The organism is Stenotrophomonas sp. RIT309, from assembly GCF_000632045.1.
GTDB lineage: Bacteria > Pseudomonadota > Gammaproteobacteria > Xanthomonadales > Xanthomonadaceae > Stenotrophomonas > Stenotrophomonas indicatrix.
Genome location: NZ_JFYS01000018.1, coordinates 39,243 through 58,013 on the forward strand (window position 1 = coordinate 39,243; position 18,771 = coordinate 58,013).

The 18,771-nt window shown below is 66.7% G+C and carries 17 protein-coding genes; 7 read left to right on the top strand and 10 right to left on the bottom strand.

The annotated features are described in order from the left end of the window. Window positions 1-35: 35 nt before the first annotated feature. From BW38_RS09145 to BW38_RS09135, 3 genes are all read right to left on the bottom strand, one after another. A complete protein-coding gene (locus BW38_RS09145; protein ID WP_025877307.1) occupies window positions 36-725 on the bottom strand; it encodes a methionine ABC transporter permease in 690 nt (229 codons plus the stop codon). Next, window positions 722-1,729, bottom strand: a complete 1,008-nt coding sequence (locus BW38_RS09140) for a methionine ABC transporter ATP-binding protein (protein WP_025877309.1) — start codon at window positions 1,727-1,729, stop codon at window positions 722-724. The genes BW38_RS09145 and BW38_RS09140 overlap by 4 nt, the downstream gene beginning before the upstream one ends. A 151-nt stretch (window positions 1,730-1,880) precedes the next feature. Beyond that, complete coding sequence (locus BW38_RS09135; protein WP_025877311.1) at window positions 1,881-2,777, bottom strand: DMT family transporter; 897 nt, start codon at window positions 2,775-2,777, stop codon at window positions 1,881-1,883. 83 nt (window positions 2,778-2,860) lie between these two features. On the opposite strand from BW38_RS09135, the gene BW38_RS09130 reads away from it, so the two are divergent. Then, on the top strand, window positions 2,861-3,343 hold the full coding sequence (locus BW38_RS09130; protein ID WP_025877313.1) for a YajQ family cyclic di-GMP-binding protein: 483 nt from the start codon (window positions 2,861-2,863) through the stop codon (window positions 3,341-3,343). 38 nt (window positions 3,344-3,381) lie between these two features. Here BW38_RS09130 and BW38_RS09125 read toward each other — a convergent pair whose 3' ends face one another. The 3 genes from BW38_RS09125 to BW38_RS09115 form a co-directional block, all read right to left on the bottom strand. Beyond that, on the bottom strand, window positions 3,382-4,473 hold the full coding sequence (locus tag BW38_RS09125) for a helix-turn-helix domain-containing protein (protein WP_223483514.1): 1,092 nt from the start codon (window positions 4,471-4,473) through the stop codon (window positions 3,382-3,384). A 659-nt stretch (window positions 4,474-5,132) separates the two neighbouring features. Further along, complete coding sequence (locus BW38_RS09120; RefSeq protein ID WP_025877316.1) at window positions 5,133-6,260, bottom strand: NAD(P)-dependent alcohol dehydrogenase; 1,128 nt, start codon at window positions 6,258-6,260, stop codon at window positions 5,133-5,135. Window positions 6,261-6,277: 17 nt separating this feature from the next. Further along, window positions 6,278-7,744 carry a benzaldehyde dehydrogenase gene (locus tag BW38_RS09115; RefSeq protein ID WP_032976556.1) on the bottom strand — a complete coding sequence of 489 codons (1,467 nt, stop codon included), beginning with the start codon at window positions 7,742-7,744 and terminating at the stop codon, window positions 6,278-6,280. A 195-nt stretch (window positions 7,745-7,939) separates the two neighbouring features. Between BW38_RS09115 and BW38_RS09110 the strand changes: the two genes are divergently transcribed. Both BW38_RS09110 and BW38_RS09105 read left to right on the top strand, forming a co-directional pair. Beyond that, on the top strand, window positions 7,940-8,506 hold the full coding sequence (locus BW38_RS09110) for a DUF1415 domain-containing protein (protein ID WP_032976557.1): 567 nt from the start codon (window positions 7,940-7,942) through the stop codon (window positions 8,504-8,506). Beyond that, the gene (locus BW38_RS09105; protein WP_032976558.1) at window positions 8,503-9,303 is read left to right on the top strand and encodes an SDR family oxidoreductase; all 801 of its coding nucleotides are present in this window, start codon (window positions 8,503-8,505) and stop codon (window positions 9,301-9,303) included. Before BW38_RS09110 ends, BW38_RS09105 begins: the two co-directional genes overlap by 4 nt. Before the next feature lie 126 nt (window positions 9,304-9,429). Here BW38_RS09105 and BW38_RS09100 read toward each other — a convergent pair whose 3' ends face one another. After that, on the bottom strand, window positions 9,430-11,460 hold the full coding sequence (locus tag BW38_RS09100) for a M3 family metallopeptidase (protein WP_032976559.1): 2,031 nt from the start codon (window positions 11,458-11,460) through the stop codon (window positions 9,430-9,432). A 170-nt stretch (window positions 11,461-11,630) separates the two neighbouring features. On the opposite strand from BW38_RS09100, the gene BW38_RS09095 reads away from it, so the two are divergent. Next, on the top strand, window positions 11,631-12,035 hold the full coding sequence (locus BW38_RS09095) for a hypothetical protein (protein ID WP_032976560.1): 405 nt from the start codon (window positions 11,631-11,633) through the stop codon (window positions 12,033-12,035). Window positions 12,036-12,132: 97 nt separating this feature from the next. On the opposite strand, the gene BW38_RS09090 is transcribed toward BW38_RS09095, so the two are convergent. After that, on the bottom strand, window positions 12,133-13,245 hold the full coding sequence (locus BW38_RS09090) for a PLP-dependent cysteine synthase family protein (RefSeq protein ID WP_032976561.1): 1,113 nt from the start codon (window positions 13,243-13,245) through the stop codon (window positions 12,133-12,135). 126 nt (window positions 13,246-13,371) lie between these two features. Between BW38_RS09090 and gloA the strand changes: the two genes are divergently transcribed. Beyond that, on the top strand, window positions 13,372-13,890 hold the full coding sequence (gloA, locus tag BW38_RS09085; RefSeq protein WP_032976562.1) for a lactoylglutathione lyase: 519 nt from the start codon (window positions 13,372-13,374) through the stop codon (window positions 13,888-13,890). Window positions 13,891-14,015: 125 nt separating this feature from the next. Beyond that, the gene (locus BW38_RS09080) at window positions 14,016-14,444 is read left to right on the top strand and encodes a VOC family protein (protein ID WP_025877330.1); all 429 of its coding nucleotides are present in this window, start codon (window positions 14,016-14,018) and stop codon (window positions 14,442-14,444) included. Window positions 14,445-14,536: 92 nt separating this feature from the next. Here the strand turns inward: BW38_RS09080 and BW38_RS09075 are convergent, their stop codons facing one another. Together BW38_RS09075 and glmS are read right to left on the bottom strand one after the other, a co-directional pair. After that, complete coding sequence (locus tag BW38_RS09075) at window positions 14,537-14,968, bottom strand: CBS domain-containing protein (protein WP_032976563.1); 432 nt, start codon at window positions 14,966-14,968, stop codon at window positions 14,537-14,539. A 442-nt stretch (window positions 14,969-15,410) separates the two neighbouring features. Next, window positions 15,411-17,249, bottom strand: a complete 1,839-nt coding sequence (gene glmS / locus BW38_RS09070; RefSeq protein WP_032976564.1) for a glutamine--fructose-6-phosphate transaminase (isomerizing) — start codon at window positions 17,247-17,249, stop codon at window positions 15,411-15,413. 214 nt (window positions 17,250-17,463) lie between these two features. On the opposite strand from glmS, the gene BW38_RS09065 reads away from it, so the two are divergent. Continuing rightward, window positions 17,464-18,741 (top strand): efflux RND transporter periplasmic adaptor subunit, encoded by a 1,278-nt coding sequence (locus tag BW38_RS09065; protein WP_025877336.1) that lies wholly within the window; start codon window positions 17,464-17,466, stop codon window positions 18,739-18,741. The last annotated feature ends 30 nt before the right edge of the window (window positions 18,742-18,771 follow it).

Below are 18,771 nucleotides of genomic sequence, written 5' to 3' on the forward strand. Positions count from 1 at the left end.
ACCCTGAACGATGCCGGGCGCCGCCCGGCATTCTGTTATCTGCGGCTGTAATGCGCGACCAGGCGGTCGCCCAGCATCTGCAGCAGCTGCACCAGCACCAGCAAAAGGACCACCGTGACCAGCGCCACGTCGGTGTGCGAGCGCTGGTAGCCGTCGCGGAAGGCCAGGTCGCCCAAGCCACCGGAACCGATCGCACCGCCCATCGCGGTGAAGCCGATCAGGGCCACGGTGGTCACCGTGGCACCGGCAATCAGGCCCGGCCGTGCTTCGGGCAGCAGCACGCGGGTGACCAGCTGCCAGGTGGTGGCACCCATTGCCTGGGTCGCCTCGATCACCCCGCGGTCCACTTCACGCAGCGCGGTTTCCACCAGCCGCGCATAGAACGGCGCAGCGCCGATGACCAGCGGCACGATCGCGCCACGCACGCCCAGCGAGGTGCCCATCATGAACAGGGTCACCGGGATCAGCACGATCATCAGGATGATGAAGGGCACCGAGCGCAGCAGGTTCACCACCAGCGCCAGCACGCCGTAGGCAACCGGCCGGCGTTTCAGCTGTGGCGCACCGAACAGGTACAGCAGCACGCCCAGCGGCAGGCCGATGGCCAGGGTCAGCGGCAGCGAACCGGCAAGCATCAGCAGGGTGTCGATGGTGGCCTGGCCGATGTCGGCCCACTTGCCTGCATCCAGGTGACGGAAGAAGCCGCCGGCGGTGGCGATGATCATCGACGCAGTTCCTCAACATGCACGCCGGCAGCCACGAATGCGGCCTGCGCGGCGGACTGGTCACCGCCCACCAGGGCGACGATCAGCTGGCCATACGGGGTGTCCTTGATCCGGTCGATACGCCCGGACAGGATGTTGTAGTCGACCCCGGTCTGCCGCGCGACGCTGCCGAGCAGGGGTTCGTAGGTGTCGGCGCCGAGGAAGGTCAGGCGCACGACACGGCCACCGACCGCGTCGAAGTCGCGGTGCAGGGTGCCCTCGTCCACCTGCTCCGATTCGCTGACGAAACGGCGGGTGGTCGGGTGCTGCGGGTGCAGGAACACCTTCGTTACCGGGCCGGTCTCGACCAGCTGGCCGGCATCAAGCACGGCCACGCGGTCGCAGACGCGACGGATCACGTCCATCTCGTGGGTGATCAGCACGATGGTCAGGCCCAGTTCGCGGTTGATCTTCGACAGCAGCGCCAGCACCGACGCGGTGGTCTGCGGATCGAGCGCGCTGGTGGCCTCATCGCACAGCAGGATCTGCGGGCGGGTGGCCAGTGCGCGGGCGATGCCCACACGTTGCTTCTGGCCGCCCGACAACTGCGCCGGGTACTTGTCCGCATGCGCCTGCAGGCCCACGGTCTGCAGCAGCTCGGCCACGCGCGCATCGATCTCGGCCTTCGGCGTGCCGGCCAGCTCCAGCGGAAAGGCGACATTGCCGGCCACCGTGCGCGAGGACAGCAGGTTGAAGTGCTGGAAGATCATGCCGATCCGGCGGCGCAGCGCGCGCAGGCCTTCCGGATCCAGCGCGGTGACATCTTCGCCGGCGATCAGCAGGCGGCCACCACTGGGCTCCTCCAAGCGGTTGATCATGCGGATCAGCGTCGATTTGCCCGCACCGGAATGACCGATGATGCCGAACACCTCGCCGGCCTCGATGGTCAGGTCCAGCGGCTGCAGCGCGCTGACCGCGCGGCCGGCAACGGCATAGGATTTGTGCAGGCGCTGGAACTCGATCACGGGATCAGCTCACCGGGAGGGCGATGGAAGGGGCGTGCAGCCTACCAGCGCTGGCGCTCGCGCGCCCGCGCCATGGGCCAGAATGTTATTCCTTTTGGTTCTAAGACGCCCGCATCGGCACATCGGCGGCCCCGTCCCCAGCCAGATCGGTTCAGGGATGGTCCAACGGTTTCGGCGGCTCCTGCCGGTTCACCCGTTCGCGGTGCAGCAGGTACAGGCCCGAGGCGACGATGATTGCCGCGCCCGCCCAGGTGTAGCCATCGGGCAGCTGTCCCCAGAAGGCCAGGTCCCAGCCGATCACCCAGACCAGGCCGCTGTATTCGAGCGGTGCGATCATCGATGCCTCACCCAACTGGAAGGCCTTGGTCAGCGCGATCTGGCCCAGCGCCCCGGCCAGGCCCATGCCGGCGATCAACGGCGCATGCGCCATCTGCAGCGGCACCCAGCCGGGGATAGCCAGCAGCCCGGCGCCGATGGCCATGATGACCAGGAACCAGACCACCATCGACTGCGAGGTATCGGTGCGGGTCAACAGGCTGACGGTGATCGCGGCGATGGCATAGGCGGTGGCGGCGGCCAGCACCATCAGGCCCGGCACCGAGATGAAACCGCCCACGCCCGGCCGCAGCACCACCAGCACGCCGACCAGGCCGATGCCGATGGCGACCCAGCGCCGCGGCCCGACCCGCTCGCCCAGCAGCGGCACCGACAGTGCGGCAATCAGCAGCGGCGCGACGAAATAAATGGTGTAGGCGGTGGACAGCGGCAGGTCGCGCAGGGCGAACACGAAGCAGCCGATCATCGCCATGCCCAGCCCGCCGCGCAGCAGGTGCAGCCCCCAGCGGCGCGGGATCAACGAGCGTGGCCCGGCACTGGCCAGCACCCAGACCAGCACGAAGGGCAGCGACGCCGCGCCACGCAGGAAGGTGACCTGCAGCGAGGGATAGCCGGCCGAGAGCTGCTTCATGCCGGCGTCCATCAGCGAGAAACAGGCGACAGCAGCGACCATCCAGGCCACGGCGCGCGAAGGGGAGCGTTGCACATTCATGGCCCATTATCGCCGACCACGGGCGTTGCCGCCGCGACCGGCGCGATAGAATGGCCGCCACTGATTTCTGCGGAGTAACGCCCATGCCTTCCTTCGACGTTGTGTCCGAAGTCGACACCCACGAACTGACCAATGCGCTCGACCAGGCCAACCGTGAGCTTGCCACCCGTTTCGACTTCAAGGGCGTGGACGCCAAGTTCGAGCGCGACGGCGAAGTGATCACCCAGTCCGCACCGAGCGAGTTCCAGCTCAAGCAGATGAACGACATCCTGCGCGCTCGCCTGGCCGCCCGCAGCATCGACGTGCTCAGCCTGGAATATGGCGACGTGGAAACCAACCTTGCGCAGGCCCGGCAGAAGATCACCGTCAAGCAGGGCATCGAGCAGAAGATCGCCAAGAAGATCGCTGCGGCGCTGAAGGAAGCCAAGCTGAAGGTGGAAACCCAGATCAACGGCGACAAGCTGCGGGTGATGGGCAAGAAGCGCGACGACCTGCAGGACGCCATCGCCGTGCTGAAGGCCGGCAAGTTCGAACTGCCGCTGCAGTTCAACAACTTCCGCGATTGATCGACACCGCGATGTAGCGCCGGCCTCGGTGGCCGGCCTCACTCGCGCAGCAGTTTGTACAGCGTTGTCCGCGAGATGCCGAGCTGGCGTGCGGCGAGGCTGAGGTTGCCTTCGGCGGTATGGGCGGCTCGCCGTGCCGCATCGCGCTGCTGGTCACGCAATGGTGCCGCCTGCACGGGCGCTGCGGCCGTAGCCGGTGAACGTGTCCGTGCGGCGCGCGGTGCCTGCAGATGCTGCAGATGGACCGCACTGCCCTCGCCCAGTCGCACCCGATGCGCAGGGCCGGGCTGCAGCAGTCGACGTCGCTGTGCTGCGCTGGCGCCGGCAAACAGCGTGTCCAGCGAAAGCAGCGGCAGCGGCCCACGCCGCGGCAGGCCGAGCAGGCGCCGGGCGACGCGATTGGCGCAAAGCAACTGGCCGTCTTCCTGCACCGCCAACAAGCCCTGCAGCGGTGATGCCAACCAGCGCGGATCATGCTGAACCGCCAGCAGATGCACATCGCTGAGCGTATGCATCAAGCGGTTCTCGATGGCCAGCGCTGCCTGCCGGAAATAGCCCTGCAGCAACGCCGGATCGCGCTCCCCCAGCCCAGTGATGTCGATCGCACCACAGACCTGCCCCTGCAGGTCATGCAGCGGCTCACTCAGGCAGAACACGGGGGCGAACCGCTGCAGATAGTGTTCATTGCCGCGTACCAATGCGGGAAGGTCGTCGGCCAGGCTGACCGCAGGCGCGGTGGTACCGATCTCGGCCTCGCCCAGCCGCCGGCCCACCTGGATCGGCCGCAGCAGCGCTGCATCTTCCAGGCCATGGGCGCGATGCACGATCACCATGCCCTCACGGTTGGCGCAGAACATCGTCCACCCACGCGCACCGAACGCGGCCCACAACTGCTCCAGTTCCGGCTGCACGCAACGCGCCAGGCGGCGGTCATCGCGGGACTCCAAGCGGTGTCCATTGCCCTGCAACGGCGGGTAATACGGCTCCTGCCCGGGGCGCACACCCGCCGCATGCGAGCGCTGCCAGGACTGCTGCAACGGCAGGGGCAGCATCGCCAGCGACTGCACGTCGCCCTCGGCGAAGGCGGCCCGAGCCGCCACCAGCTGCTGTTGCCCGACTGTCGTGGCCATCATGCATGCAGCGTACACCCACACACGCCATGCCCGCGTTACGTGCCAACAACGGAGCGTTTCCATTTTTGTCGGGCATTCATCCACGCATGGCGTGGATCTACGTGTCGACCAAGGTCGACACCCACCAACAGCCGCATGGTCGACACCCACCAAGAGCAGCCCATGCTGCTACGACAGATCGCGGGAGCCCACGATCACCCCAGCACAGCGCCAAGCCGGGAAATGCTTTTCCACTCTCGTCCGGCATTCATCCACGCATGGCGTGGATCTACGTGTCGACCAAGGTCGACACCCACCAACAGCAGCGTGGTCGACACCCGCCAACAGCCGCGTGCCGACCAACGGTCCCCACCCACCAACAGCAGCGGGAACCTGTCGAAGGCGGGGTGGGTCCGGTTGCGGGGGCGTGAGCCGCATGGGCCCGAGGCATGCCTCGGGCGGGTTGGGCAGGACGCCCAACCCGGGCCTTGCCGTGTGCGCAGGACAGCGCACACGAGCAAGCGGCGACCGAGCTTACATGGACGTACTTGCAGCGTCCCCCGCAACCGGACCCACCCCGCCATCCCACGGAATGCCCGCTTTTGCCGTTGCCGTTGCCGTTGCCGTTGATTCGGCAGGTGCAGGGCGCAGCCCTGCAAACCCACCCCACCCTCACCTCACGCCGCGATCCGCAGAATCGGCTTCAGCGTAATCCCCCGCGTGCTGTCCTCGGCCGCCTGGTTGATCTGCTCCAGCGGATAGAACTTCACCAGCCTGTCGAACGGGAAGCGCCCCTGCTGGTACAGCGTCACCAGCTGCGGAATGAACACCTGCGGCACGCTGTCACCCTCGACAATGCCACGGATGCTGCGGCCACCCAGCAGCAGGTTGTTCACATCGAAACTGGCAGTGGTGCCCAGCTTCGGCGCACCGACCACGCCCATCATGCCAAGCCCGCCGAGCGCTTCGATGCCGGCCGACAGCACTTCCGGGCGCCCGGTCGATTCCAGCGCGAAATCGGCGCCACCCCCGGTGATCGCGCGCACCGCCTCGATCACGTCGGTCTCGCGGCTGTTGACCACATGGGTGGCGCCCAGCTCCATGGCCAGCTGCAACCGCGAGGGCACCACGTCGATGGCGATGATGGTGGTCGCCCCGGCCACCTTGGCCGCCATCACCGCGCTCAGGCCGACCGCACCGGCGCCATAGCTGGCGAAGCTGCTGCCCGATCGCACCTGCAGCGAGTTGAGCACCGCACCGGCACCGGTCTGGATGCCGCAGCCCAGCGGGCCGAGCAGCTCCAGCGGCGCATCGTCAGGCACCTTGATCGCATTGATCTCGCGCGCCAGCGCAAACGTGGCGAACGACGACTGTGCAAAGAAGTGATCGTGCAGCGGTTGGCCCTGTGCATCGGTGATGGCGGTATGGCCGTGGCCATCATCACCACCGAAATTCAGCGCGAAGAAATCGCGGCAGTACGCACCGTGGCCACCACGACAGGGATTGCAGTGGCCGCATTGGCCGTAGGTCAGCACGACATGGTCGCCGGCCTTCAGTTCGCGCACGTTGGGGCCGACCGCCTCGACGATGCCCGCACCCTCATGGCCCAGCACCGCCGGCAGCGGCACCGGATAGTACTGGTCACGCACGATCAGATCGGTATGGCACAGGCCGGTCGCTACGATCTTCACCAGCACTTCGTCGTCCTGCGGGCCGCGCAGGCGCGCCTGCTCGATGACAAAGGGCTGTTCCTTGCCGCGCACCACCGCTGCGGTGATGTCACGCGATCCACTGTTGCTGCTCATCGTTGCGTTCTCCTCGATCAGATGGGATAGGCCGGGGCTTCGCCCTTGACCGTCATCCATTGCCACTGGGTGAATTCCTCCACGTTGGACGGGCCGCCGATGCTGGTGCCGTTGCCGGACGCCCCTACCCCACCGAAGGGATTGATGACCTCGTCGTTCACGGTCTGGTCGTTGATGTGCAGCAGACCGGTGCGCAGGCGCTCGCCCAGCTTCAGCGCGCGGCCGACATTGCGGGAGACGATCGCCATCGACAGGCCGTACTCGCTGTCATTGGCCAGGCGCACGGCTTCGTCGTCGTCATCGAACGGCACCACCACCGCTACTGGCGCGAAGATCTCTTCGTTGAACGCCGGATTGTCGACACTGACGTTGCCGAGCACGGTGGGTGCGAAGAACAGGTCCTGGTGGGTGCCGCCGGTTTCAAGCGTGGCACCCGCCTTCACCGCGTCGTCGACCACACGCGCCGCATGGTCGCGTTGCGCGGCATTGATCAGTGGGCCCAGCGCAACATCCTCGCGTGCCGGGTCACCCACCTTCAGCGACTTCGCCTTGGCCACCAGCTTCTGCAGGAAGGCCTGGTGGATGCTGCGCTGTACCAGCACACGGCCGGTGGCCATGCAGATCTGGCCCTGGTGCAGGTACACCCCCCAGGCGGTGTTGGCCACGGCCAGGTCGAGATCCGCATCGTCAAGGATGATCAGCGCGTTCTTGCCGCCCAGCTCCAGCGACACCTTTTTCAGGTGCTTGCCGGCGGCTTCGCCAACCTTGCGTCCGGCCGCCGTCGAGCCGGTGAACTGGATCATCGCCACATGCGGGTCGCTGGTCAGCGCGGCACCGGCGGCGCCGTCGCCGGGCAACATCTGCAGCACACCCTGCGGAAGACCAGCCTGCTCGAACAGGCGTGCGATCACCGCACCACCACACACCGCCGTGCGCGGGTCCGGCTTGAGCACCACGGCATTGCCGAGCGCGATCGCCGGCGCCACCGCGCGCATCGCCAGGTACAGCGGGAAATTGAACGGAGAGATCACCCCCACCACACCCAGCGGACGGCGCCGCGCCAGGTTCAGCCGCCCAGGTTCGGACGGCAGGATCTCACCCACGCTGCGCGAAGGCAGCGCGGCGGCCTCATGCAGCGCCTTGATGGTCACCTTGGCTTCGAAACCGGCCTTCAGGCGGGTGGAGCCACTTTCACGGACCAGCCAGTCGACCAGCGTATCGATGTTTTCTTCGGCCAGGCGTGCAGCCTTGCGCAGCACCTCGGCGCGCTGTTCGTACGGCGCTGCCGCCCATGCCTGTTGCGCCTGCGCCGCAGCGGCCGCCGAACGTGCGACCTGCGCCGCATCGGCCAGGCCGATTTCGCCAAGCGAGTGCCCGGTGGCGGGCTCGATCACCGGCTGGCGCTGTGCAGCGGCGCTCCATTGACCGTCGAAGAAGGCGCCTGACCAGAGTGCGTCCGGCAGCCATGGGGAAGATGCAGTCATGAAAAGTCCTCCTGTGTCGTGCCGCCATTGCACGCCTGGCCCGCAGCGTCGGCAATCGGCCATTGGCGTGATATCGGCAAGGGATTGAATCAATGGGAATTTCCAGCATCGCCGTTGTCCAGTTCCTGCACAGTGAACGGCGCCCCTGCAGCGGCCCGCCTACAATGGCCACCCCCGCCAGCCGATGCGCCCGCCATGACCGACACCCCCCTGCCCACCGATGACCCGATCGCCGCCACCCGCCTGTGGCTGGAGCGCATCGTCATCGGCCTGAACCTGTGCCCGTTCGCCAAGGCGGTGTACGTGAAGGACCAGGTCCGCATCGTGCTGAGCGACGCGACCACACCCGAAGCCCTGGTGGAAGAACTGGCCGAAGAACTGGTGCTGCTGCGCGACACGCCGGCCGAGCAGATCGATACCACCCTGATCGTGCACCCGCAGGTGCTGACCGACTTCCTCGACTACAACGACTTCCTCGACAACGCCGATGCGGCGATCGAGGCGCTGGACCTGCAGGGCATCCTGCAGGTGGCCAGCTTCCATCCGAACTACCAGTTCGATGGCGTCGCCGCCGATGACGCCAGCAACTACACCAACCGCGCGCCCTACCCCACCCTGCACCTGCTGCGCGAAGACAGCGTGGCACGCGCGGTGGATGTCTACCCGGACCCGGACGTGATCGTCGAGCGCAACATCCAGACCCTGGACCGGATCGGTGTCGAGGGCTGGCACCGTCGCCTGCGCGGCGACGACCTGTCATGAGCACGGTGCCGCCGATTGCCACCTGGCCGGCTGCGCCGCTGCACGGCAGGGTGGTGCTGGTCACCGGCGGTGCCAACGGCATCGGCCGCGGCATCGCCCAGGCGGTGCTCGGGGCCGGCGGCCGTGTGCTGATCGGCGATCTGGACGTAGAGGCGGGCCAGGCCTGCCTGGCCGAATGGCAGCGCGGCGATGATGCCGCGTTCCAGCGGCTGGACATCACCGACGAAAGCAGCGTGCGCGACTTCATCGCAGTGGCCCTGCAACGCTTCGGGCGCATCGACGGCCTGGTCAACAATGCCGGCATCGCCGGGCCGCACGGCACCCTGCTGCAGGACATGGACTGGGAAGAATGGCAGCGCCGGCTGTCATCGCTGCATGGCGCGTTCCTGTGCAGCAAGCACGCATTGCCGGCGTTGTCGGCCGACGCAGGCGCGATCATCAACATCGCATCGACGCGCGCCTGGCAGTCCGAGGCCCACAGCGAAGCCTACGCTGCGGCCAAGGGCGGGCTGGTGGCCTTCACCCATGCGCTGGCCATCAGTGCGGGACCGGCGGTGCGGGTGAACAGCATCAGCCCCGGCTGGATCAGCACCGATGCCTGGCAGGCGCCGTCACGCCGGCACGTGCCGCAGTACTCGGCCACCGACCACGCCCAGCATCCGGTTGGCCGCGTCGGCGAACCCGAGGACATCGGCGCACTGGCGGTGTACCTGCTGTCCTCGTTGTCCGGCTTCAGCACCGGCCAGGATTTCATCGTCGACGGCGGCATGACCCGGAAGATGATCTACGCCGATTGAAAGCGGGACGCCCCGGTAGCGCCGGGCCATGCCCGGCGGCTTTCCTACGCCGCGCTACGTGCTCGCCGGGCATGGCCCGGCGCTACCGGAGCGCTGCCCTTTTTTGCGTTTACGGCGGCAACCTGCTTACGCCATGCCCGAATGGCGCAGCAGCGCGTCGATCTGCGGCGCACGGCCGCGGAAGGCCTTGAAGTTCTCGGCGGCCGGGCGACTGCCGCCGCGCGACAGCACCTCGTCGCGGAAACGCGCGCCGGTCGCGGCCAGCGCCTGCGGCGCTTCCTCGAACGCGGCGTAGGCATCGGCGCTCAATACTTCGGCCCACTTGTAGCTGTAGTAACCGGCGGCATAGCCACCGGCGAAGATATGGCTGAACTGGTGCGGGAAGCGATTCCAGCTCGGCGGATGGTTCACCGCCACTTCCGCACGCACCCGCTCAAGCAGTGCCAGCACGCTGTCCTGCGCCGCCTCGAACTGGCTGTGCAGCAGCATGTCGAACAGACCGAATTCCAACTGGCGCACGGTGGCCATGCCGCTGTGGAAGTTGCGTGCGGCCAGCATGCGCTCGTACAGCGCGCGCGGCAGCGGCTCGCCGGTTTCCACATGCGCGGTCATGCCCTGCAGGTGGTCCCATTCCCAGCAGAAGTTCTCCATGAACTGGCTGGGCAGCTCCACCGCATCCCACTCCACGCCGTTGATGCCGGCCACGCCCAGTTCGCCGATGCGGGTCAGCAGCTGATGCAGGCCATGGCCCATTTCATGGAACAGCGTGGTCACTTCATTGTGGCTGAAGGTTGCCGGCTTGCCATCGGCACCACGGCCGAAGTTGCACACCAGGTACACCAGCGGCGTCTGTACGCTGCCATCGGCGCGCTCGCGGCGGTTGCGGCAGTCATCCATCCACGCGCCGCCACGCTTGCCCTCGCGGGCGTACAGGTCCAGGTAGAACTGGCCGACCAGGGCGCCCTGCGCATCCACCAGGCGGAAGAAGCGCACGTCCTCATGCCAGACCGGCGCACTGTCTTCCTGCACGCGCAGGCCGTACAGCTGCTCGATCACCGAGAACAGGCCGCCGAGTACCTTCGGTTCGGTGAAATACTGCTTCACTTCCTGCTCGGAGTAGCTGTAACGCGCCTGCTTCAGGCGGTCGGCGGCGAACGCCAGATCCCAGGCCTGCAGGCTGTCGATACCGAGATGCTCGCGGGCGAACTGCTCCAGCTCGGCGCGGTCCTTGGCGGCGAACGGCTTGGCGCGCGCGGCCAGGTCACGCAGGAAGCCCAGCACTTCGGCGGGGTCGCTGGCCATCTTGGTGGCCACCGAATAGTCGGCGTAGGAATCAAAGCCCAGCAGCGCGGCCAGCTCGGCACGCAGTGCAAGGATGCGATCGATGTTGCCGCCGTTGTCCAGCGCATCGTCGCCGAACTCGGAGGCGCGTTGCGCGCTGGCGCGGTACAGGATCTCGCGCAGGTCGCGGTCCTCGCCCCAGGTCTGCACCGGCAGGTAGCACGGCATCTGCAGGGTCAGCTTCCAGCCTGTCTTGCCGTCTTTTTCCGCAGCGGCGCGTGCAGCAGCCTTCACATCGTCCGGCACGCCGGCCAGGCGCGCCGGGTCTTCGACGATCAGCGACCACGCATCGGTGGCGTCGAGCACGTTCTGCGAGAACTTCGCCGACAGCGCCGACAGTTCCTCCTTGATGGCGGAAAAACGCTGCTGCGCGTCCGCATCCAGTTCAGCACCGCCGAGGCGGAAATCACGCAGGGTGTTGTCCAGCACCTTGCGGCGCGCCTCATCAAAACCGGCCGCTTCGGTGCTGGCCGCCAGCGCCTGGTACTGGCGATACAGCGCCAGATTCTGGCCCAGCGCACTGGCAAAGCGGGTCACCCGCGGCAGGTTGCTGTTGTAGGCCTCACGCAGTTCCGGCGTGTTGACCACGCCCTGCAGGTGGCCCACCAGGCCCCAGGCGCGCCACAGGCGTTCGGTGGCGTCGTCCAGCGGGGTGACGAAGGTCTGCCAGGTTACCGGCTGCACCTGCTCGGCAGCGCTGACCGCCGCTTCGGCCTGCGCCAGCAGCACGTCCAGCGCCGGCGCCACATGCTCGGGGCGGATCGCCTCGAAGCGCGGCAGGCCGGAAAAATCGAGCAGGGGGTTGGCAACGGTCACGGCAGGTCTCCAGAGTACGGGCCCGGCAGCGCGGGCAGCCAGATCGATATGGCGCTGGCCGGGCCGGCAGACAAGGGGCGGCGGGCCATTGTTCACGTCGGCCTTACGGCCGCCGGCTGAAGCTTGCGGCGCGGGGGAGACCGCAGCGGAACGTGTCGAGGAGGCCCCACATGGAAGGTCTGGCTCCAGCTCCATCCGCAGTACGTTCACCAACGCTGGCGCTGTCGGCCAGCCCGACTGAACTGGCCTGGATCGCCGCACTGTGCGATGCGGGCGATGATGCGCCGCGCCACCTGCAGCAGTTGCAGGCACTGCAGCGCCAAGGCGGCAGGTTCAGCGACGAGCAGGAATGGTATCCCTTTGAAGTGATCGAGCGCGGTGCCAGCCAGGTGCGGCTGGGCCACGAGCGCGAATTCGTCATCTGCGTGCTGCTGTGGCTGCAGGCTCTGGCCCAGGGCCGGGCCAGCAGCCTGGACCCACGCCTGCACCTGGACGACCGCGCCGTGGAGATCGAGGCCCTGCCCGACGCGCTGCGCGATGCGGTACTGGATGCCTTCATGGCCGCCGGGTATTGAGCGCGATCCAATGCGCCGCTGCGCTCGCCGGGCATGGCCCGGCGCTGCCGACCTGTCCTGATAGCGCCGGGCCATGCCCGGCGGATGCCTGACGGGCTTACAGCGCTTCCAGACTGCACCACGGCAATCCAGGCAGGCCTTGCCCGGCCACCGCCGCCGCTACCTGCGCGTCGGCAGCGTCCACATCGATTCCCTGCCGCACATACCAGGCCGGGTCGTAATAGCTGTGCGCGTAGCGATCGCCGCTGTCGCACAGGATGCTGACGATGCTGCCCTGGCGGCCGGCCTCGCGCATCCACTGCGCGGCCTGCAGCACGCCAATGAAGTTGGTGCCGGTGGAGCCACCGACGCGGCGCCCCAGCTGGCGGCTGACATGACGCATCGCAGCCAGGCTCAAGGCGTCGGGCACCTTCACCATGGCATCGACACTGGTCGGGATGAAGCTGGACTCCACCCGCGGCCGGCCGATGCCTTCCACCCTTGAGCCGCCGTTGCAGGTCATGTCGCGCCACTCGTTGCCGCCGGCCAGGGCAGCCTGGTAGCCATCGTAGAACACCGAGACTTCCGGGTCCGCACACAGGATGCGGGTGTCATGCCGGCGATAGCTGACGTAGCGCCCGAGCGTTGCTGCGGTACCGCCGGTGCCGGGGCTGCACACGATCCAGTCCGGAATCGGGCTGGGCTCCTCGGCCATCTGCTTGAAGATCGATTCGGCGATGTTGTTGTTGGCACGCCAGTCGGTGGCGCGCTCGGCATAGGTGAACTGGTCCATGAAGTGGCCGCCGGTTTCGCGGGCCAGCTTTTCCGAATCGCAGTTGAGGTCGCAGGCGCGCTCGACCAGATGGCAGCGGCCACCGTGGAACTCGATCGCGGCAATCTTCTCCGGCGACGTCGTGGCCGGCATCACTGCGATGAACGGCAGGCCGAGCAGGCGCGCGAAGTAGGCCTCGGAAACGGCGGTGGAGCCGCTGGAGGCCTCGATCACCGGCCGCCCTTCACGCAGCCAGCCGTTGGCCAGCGCATACAGGAACAGCGAACGCGCCAACCGGTGCTTGAGGCTGCCGGTGGGATGGCTCGATTCATCCTTCAGGTACACCTCGATGCCCTCGAACCCGGGCAGCGCCAGCGGGATCAGGTGGGTATCGGCGGAACGGTTGAAATCGGCTTCGATCTTGCGGATGGCGGCGGCCACCCATTCACGCTGCGACATGGCGGGCAATGGTCATCAGGACGGAACGGTGCGATCCGGCCATTGTACGTCGCGGTGCCGTCAGCTGCCGGCCCGTAGAATGACACCCATCCGGCCGGCAACGGCCCTGTCTGAAGGACCTCCCCCATGACCATTCCCGCCCTGCGCGATGTCCCCGGCGTCGCCACCCAGGCCCCGGCCGAGACCACCGGCTTCGTCTTCAACCACACCATGCTGCGGGTCAAGGACGCCACCGCCTCGCTGGACTTCTACACCCGCGTGCTGGGCTACCAGCTGATCGACAAGCGCGACTTCGCCGAAGCCCAGTTCAGCCTGTACTTCCTGGCCTACGTACCGGCCGGCACCGCAGTACCGGAAGATGACAACACCCGCCGCCTGTGGATGGCCGGCCTGCCGGGCGTGCTGGAACTGACCCACAACCATGGCACCGAGAACCAGGAAGGCTCCGTCTACCACGACGGCAACAGCGACCCGCGCGGCTTCGGCCACATCTGCGTGTCGGTGCCGGACATCGAAGCGGCCTGCCAGCGTTTCGAAGAACTGGGCGTCACCTTCCAGAAGCGCCTGACCGACGGCCGCATGAAGAACCTGGCCTTCATCAAGGACCCGGACGGCTACTGGGTCGAGATCATCGCCAACGCCTGACCCAGAAAGGGGCACAATTCCGGTAGCGCCGGGCCATGCCCGGCGGCCTTGAGCAGGCCGCGCTGCGCGCTCGCCGGGCCCGGCCCGGCGCTACCGACTCCGTCCCCCTTTTTTGCGAGGTTCGTATGGAAACGATGGAACTGCACCGCGGGCGATTGATCGACCACATCCAGCTGGTCGTACGCGATCTGGCCGCCAGCCGCCGCTTCTACCAGGCGGTGTTCGACACGATCGGCATCCCGGTGGCCGGCGAAGGCGATGACTACTTCTGGGCCGACGAGTTGTTCATTTCCAGCGCCAGCAGCGAGGCCGCTGCCGGCCAGCTGACCGGTCGCCACCATCTGGCGTTCCAGGCACGCGATACCGCCACCGTCGATGCTTTCCACAGCGCAGCGCTGGCGGCTGGCGGCAAGGACAACGGCGCGCCCGGCGAGCGCCCGTACCATCCCGGCTACTACGGCGCCTTCGTGCTCGATCCGGATGGCAACAACATCGAGGTCGTCTACCACGGCCCGGCGAACTACAGCGCCGATTCGGTGAAGGTCAGCTTCTGATTCCTGCGCTACGCGCTCGCCGGGCATGGCCCGGCGCTACCAACGAAGAAGCCAGGCAATGCCCGGCTTCGTTTCATCACACAGCGCAGGCCTCAGTGGGCCGCCATGTAGATGTCCTGCAGCACGGCCTTTTCCAGCTCCAGCTCGCCCAGCAGGTTCTTCACGATGTCACCCAGGCTGAGGATGCCGACCAGCTTGCTGCCGTCGGTGACCATCAGGTGGCGACGACGCGAGTAGGTCATCAGGGACATGGCCTGCTTCAACGTGGCGTCCGGCGCAATGCCTTCCAGGCCGGTGGACGGCAGGCTGGAAATCACCCGGCGACCGGCCTGCGGGCCATCATCGGCCAGGCTGCGGACGATGTCCTTTTCGGAAATGATGCCGAACGGCGCATCATCCTTCATCACTACCAGTGCGGCGATTTTATTCGCGCTCATCTTGTGCGCGGCGGCACCGATCGTGTCTTCCGTGTCGATGGTGATGACAGCTTCTTTCTTGGATTGCAGGAGCTCGCGGACGTTCATTCTTGTTTCCTGGTGCAGGTCACTCAAGTCAAAAAAGTGTGCTCTGCCGATTCGCCCCCTCCCCGGGAACAGACCTTTCAGTGCACGTCTGGCGCACCCACCTGCCGCTTGGAATGGATCGGCAGACGTCGTGCTGCAACACGAACGAGGGGGTTCAACGGCTCAACCCGGATCTCGGTCAACTCGATTCTACGACTGCGACCATCGGTCACTAGCGGCATCGATGGGACAGTTCGTCGTAGGAACCAACTGACGATCCAGAGAATGGCACCGCGGCTGAAACCGCCGCTGAATACAGGCGATGTCGCGCATTAAAGATTGATTGCCTGCTGCCGACTGCGGACAGAAAACCCGGCAGCTGTCCCACTTGGCAGCGCCAGCGTCGTAAACGAAAGGGGCCACGTGGGCCCCTTTCGCATGCAGCATCCAATGGATCCGAGTGTTACTCCACCGTAACGCTCTTGGCTAGGTTGCGCGGCTTGTCCACGTCGGTGCCGCGCGCCAGCGCGGTGTGGTACGCCAGCAGCTGCACCGGGATGGTGTGCACCACCGGGCTGAGCACGCCGGCATGGCGCGGGGTGCGGATCACGTGCACGCCTTCGGACTCGTTGAAGTTGCTGTCCTGGTCGGCGAACACGAACAGCTCGCCGCCACGCGCGCGCACTTCCTGCATGTTGGACTTGACCTTCTCCAGCAGGCTGTCGTTGGGTGCGATCACCACCACCGGCATGTCCTCGTCCACCAGCGCCAGCGGCCCGTGCTTGAGCTCGCCGGCCGGGTAGGCCTCGGCGTGGATGTACGAGATTTCCTTCAGCTTGAGCGCGCCTTCCAGAGCGATCGGATAGTGCAGGCCACGGCCGAGGAACAGCGCACTGCTCTTGCGTGCGAAGCGCTCGGCCCATGCGGCGATCTGCGGTTCCATGTTCAACGCATGCTGCACGCTGCCCGGCAGGAAACGCAGCTGCTCCAGGTAGTCCGCTTCCTGTGCGGCATCAACGCGGCCATGCAGCTTGCCCAGCACCACGGTCAGCTGGAACAGCGCGGCCAGCTGGGTGGTGAACGCCTTGGTCGAGGCCACGCCAATCTCGGCGCCGGCACGGGTGTAGCAGACCAGTTCGCTGGCGCGCGGAATTGCGCTTTCCGGCACGTTGCAGATCGACAGCGTGTGGGTGTGCCCCAGCGACTTGGCGTACTTCAGCGCTTCCATCGTATCCAGCGTTTCGCCGGACTGGGAGATGGTCACGATCAGGTGCTTCGGATTGGCATACGCGGCGCGATAGCGGTATTCGCTGGCGATCTCCACGCTGCACGGCAGGCCGGCGATGGCCTCGATCCAGTAGCGCGCGGTCAGGCCCGAGTAGTAACTGGTACCACAGGCCAGGATCTGCACGCCCTCGATTCCCGACAGCACCGCTTCGGCATTCTTGCCGAACAGTTCGGCCGGGAAGCCACCAGCATCGATCGCCGCTTCGATGGTGTCGCCCAGCGCACGCGGCTGCTCGTGGATCTCCTTCTGCATGAAGTGGCGGTACGGGCCCAGCTCCAGCGATGCCAGCGAGACATCGGAGAGATGTACATCGCGCTCGATCGGCTGATCGTTGCCATCGAAGATGCTCACGCCATCCCGGCGGATCTCGGCGGTGTCACCCTCTTCCAGGAAGATCACCTTGCGCGTGGCCGACAGCACGGCCGACACATCGGACGCCACGAAGTTCTCGCCCTCGCCCAGCCCGACCAGCAGCGGGCAACCCATGCGGGCACAGACGAAGCGTTCCGGCTCGGCACGGCTGACCACGGCCAGCGCATAGGCACCGGTCAGTTCCTTCACCGTGTGCTGCAGCGCCACCAGCAGGTCATCGCCCTTCTTCAGATGGTGGTGGATCAGGTGGGCGATCACTTCGGTGTCGGTCTGCGACTCGAAGGTGTAGCCCAGCGCGCGCAGCTTCTCGCGCTGCTCCTCATGGTTCTCGATGATGCCGTTGTGCACCAGCGCCACGCCATGGCTGATGTGCGGATGCGCGTTCGCCTCGGTGACACCACCATGGGTAGCCCAGCGGGTGTGGCCGATACCGAGGCTGGCGTTGAAGCCTTCAGCCTCGGCAGCAGTGGCCATCTCCGAGACACGACCGGTGCGGCGTACGCGGCGCACCTCGGGCCGTTCGGCCTGATCGATCACGGCGATGCCGGAGGAATCGTAGCCGCGGTATTCCAGTCGCTTCAGTCCTTCGATCAGCAGCGGCACCACGTCGCGCCCGGCGATCGCACCCACGATTCCACACATGTCACGCATTTCCTTGAAGACGGTCGCCGCATTCTAGCCTGCGTGTCCGCCAGCCCCCTCCTGTCCGCTTAATGAAAGTGTCCGGAAAGGTGTCCGCGGACACCCGGACAGTAGCGACACATGTTCAACTCATTGATGGAAAAGGAAATAAAGTTGGCACGCTATGTGCTTTGTCCTTGGTACCACTCTGGCACCACCGACAGGCACGAACCCGATGATCCGCGACACCTCCGCCCAGGACCAGATCGTTTCCTCCGCTTCAGCCAGTGCCCCCAAGGCCGCATGGCACCGTTACCGCTGGCCGGCCCTGGCGGGTATCGCGCTGCTGGCCGGCATCGGCTGGGCCGTGCATGCGTGGTCCAATGCCAGCAGCTCGTTCGACAGCAGCCGGGTGCGCATCGCCGAAGTGCAGCGCGGCGACCTGGTGCGCGACATCGCCGCCGACGGCCGCGTGATCGCCGCCAACAGCCCGGTGCTGTACGCCATCTCCGCCGGCACGGTGGACCTGAAGGTGGTCGCCGGTGACGTGGTCAAGAAGGGCCAGGAGCTGGCGATCATCGACAGCCCCGAGCTGCGCAGCAAGCTCGCCCAGGAGGAGGCCACCCTGGCCGGCCTGGAAGCCGAGGCCAGCCGCGCCAACCTGGATGCCACCCTGGCCCGGGCCAAGTCGCGCAAGGAAACCGACCAGGCCAGCATCGAGCGGCAGGCCGCCGACCGCGACCTGCAGCGCTACCAGCGCGGCTTCGATGGCGGCGCGGTGCCGCAGATCGATCTGGCCAAGGCCCAGGACACCCTGAAGAAGGCCGACATCAGCCTGGTCAATGCCACCACCGATGCACGCCTGCAGAGCCAGGGCGCGGACCTGGACGCACGCAACAAGCGTTTGCTGGCCGACCGCCAGAAGGCCGTAGTGGCCGAAGTGCGGCGCCAGGTGGACGCACTGACCCTGCGTGCACCGTTCGATGGCCAGGTCGGCCAGGTGCAGGCCACCCAGGCCACCAACCTTGCCGCCAACGCGCCGGTGCTGGGCGTGGTCGACCTGTCCAAGTTCGAAGTCGAGATCAAGGTGCCGGAGAGCTTCGCGCGCGATCTGGCGATCGGCATGCCGGCGCAGCTGACCGGTGGCAATGGCCAGCCGTTCCCGGGCGAGATCAGTGCGGTGTCGCCGGAAGTGGTCAATGGCGAAGTCAACGCACGCGTCCGCTTTGCCGCAGCCCAGCCTGAAGGCCTGCGCCAGAGCCAGCGGATGTCGGTGCGGGTGCTGCTGGATACCCGCAGGAACGTCATGAAGGTCGAGCGCGGCCCGTTCGTGGAACAGGGCAACGGTGTGGCGTACGTAATGGATGGCCGCACCGCGGTGCGTCGTCCGATCGAACTGGGCGTCAGCAGCCTGGGCGAAGTGGAAATCAAGTCGGGTGTGCAGCCGGGGGACCGCATCGTGGTCTCGGGCAGCGACCTGTTCAAGGACGCCGAACGCGTCTCCGTCAACTGACAACTCATACATCCTGGAGAGAGGACACCC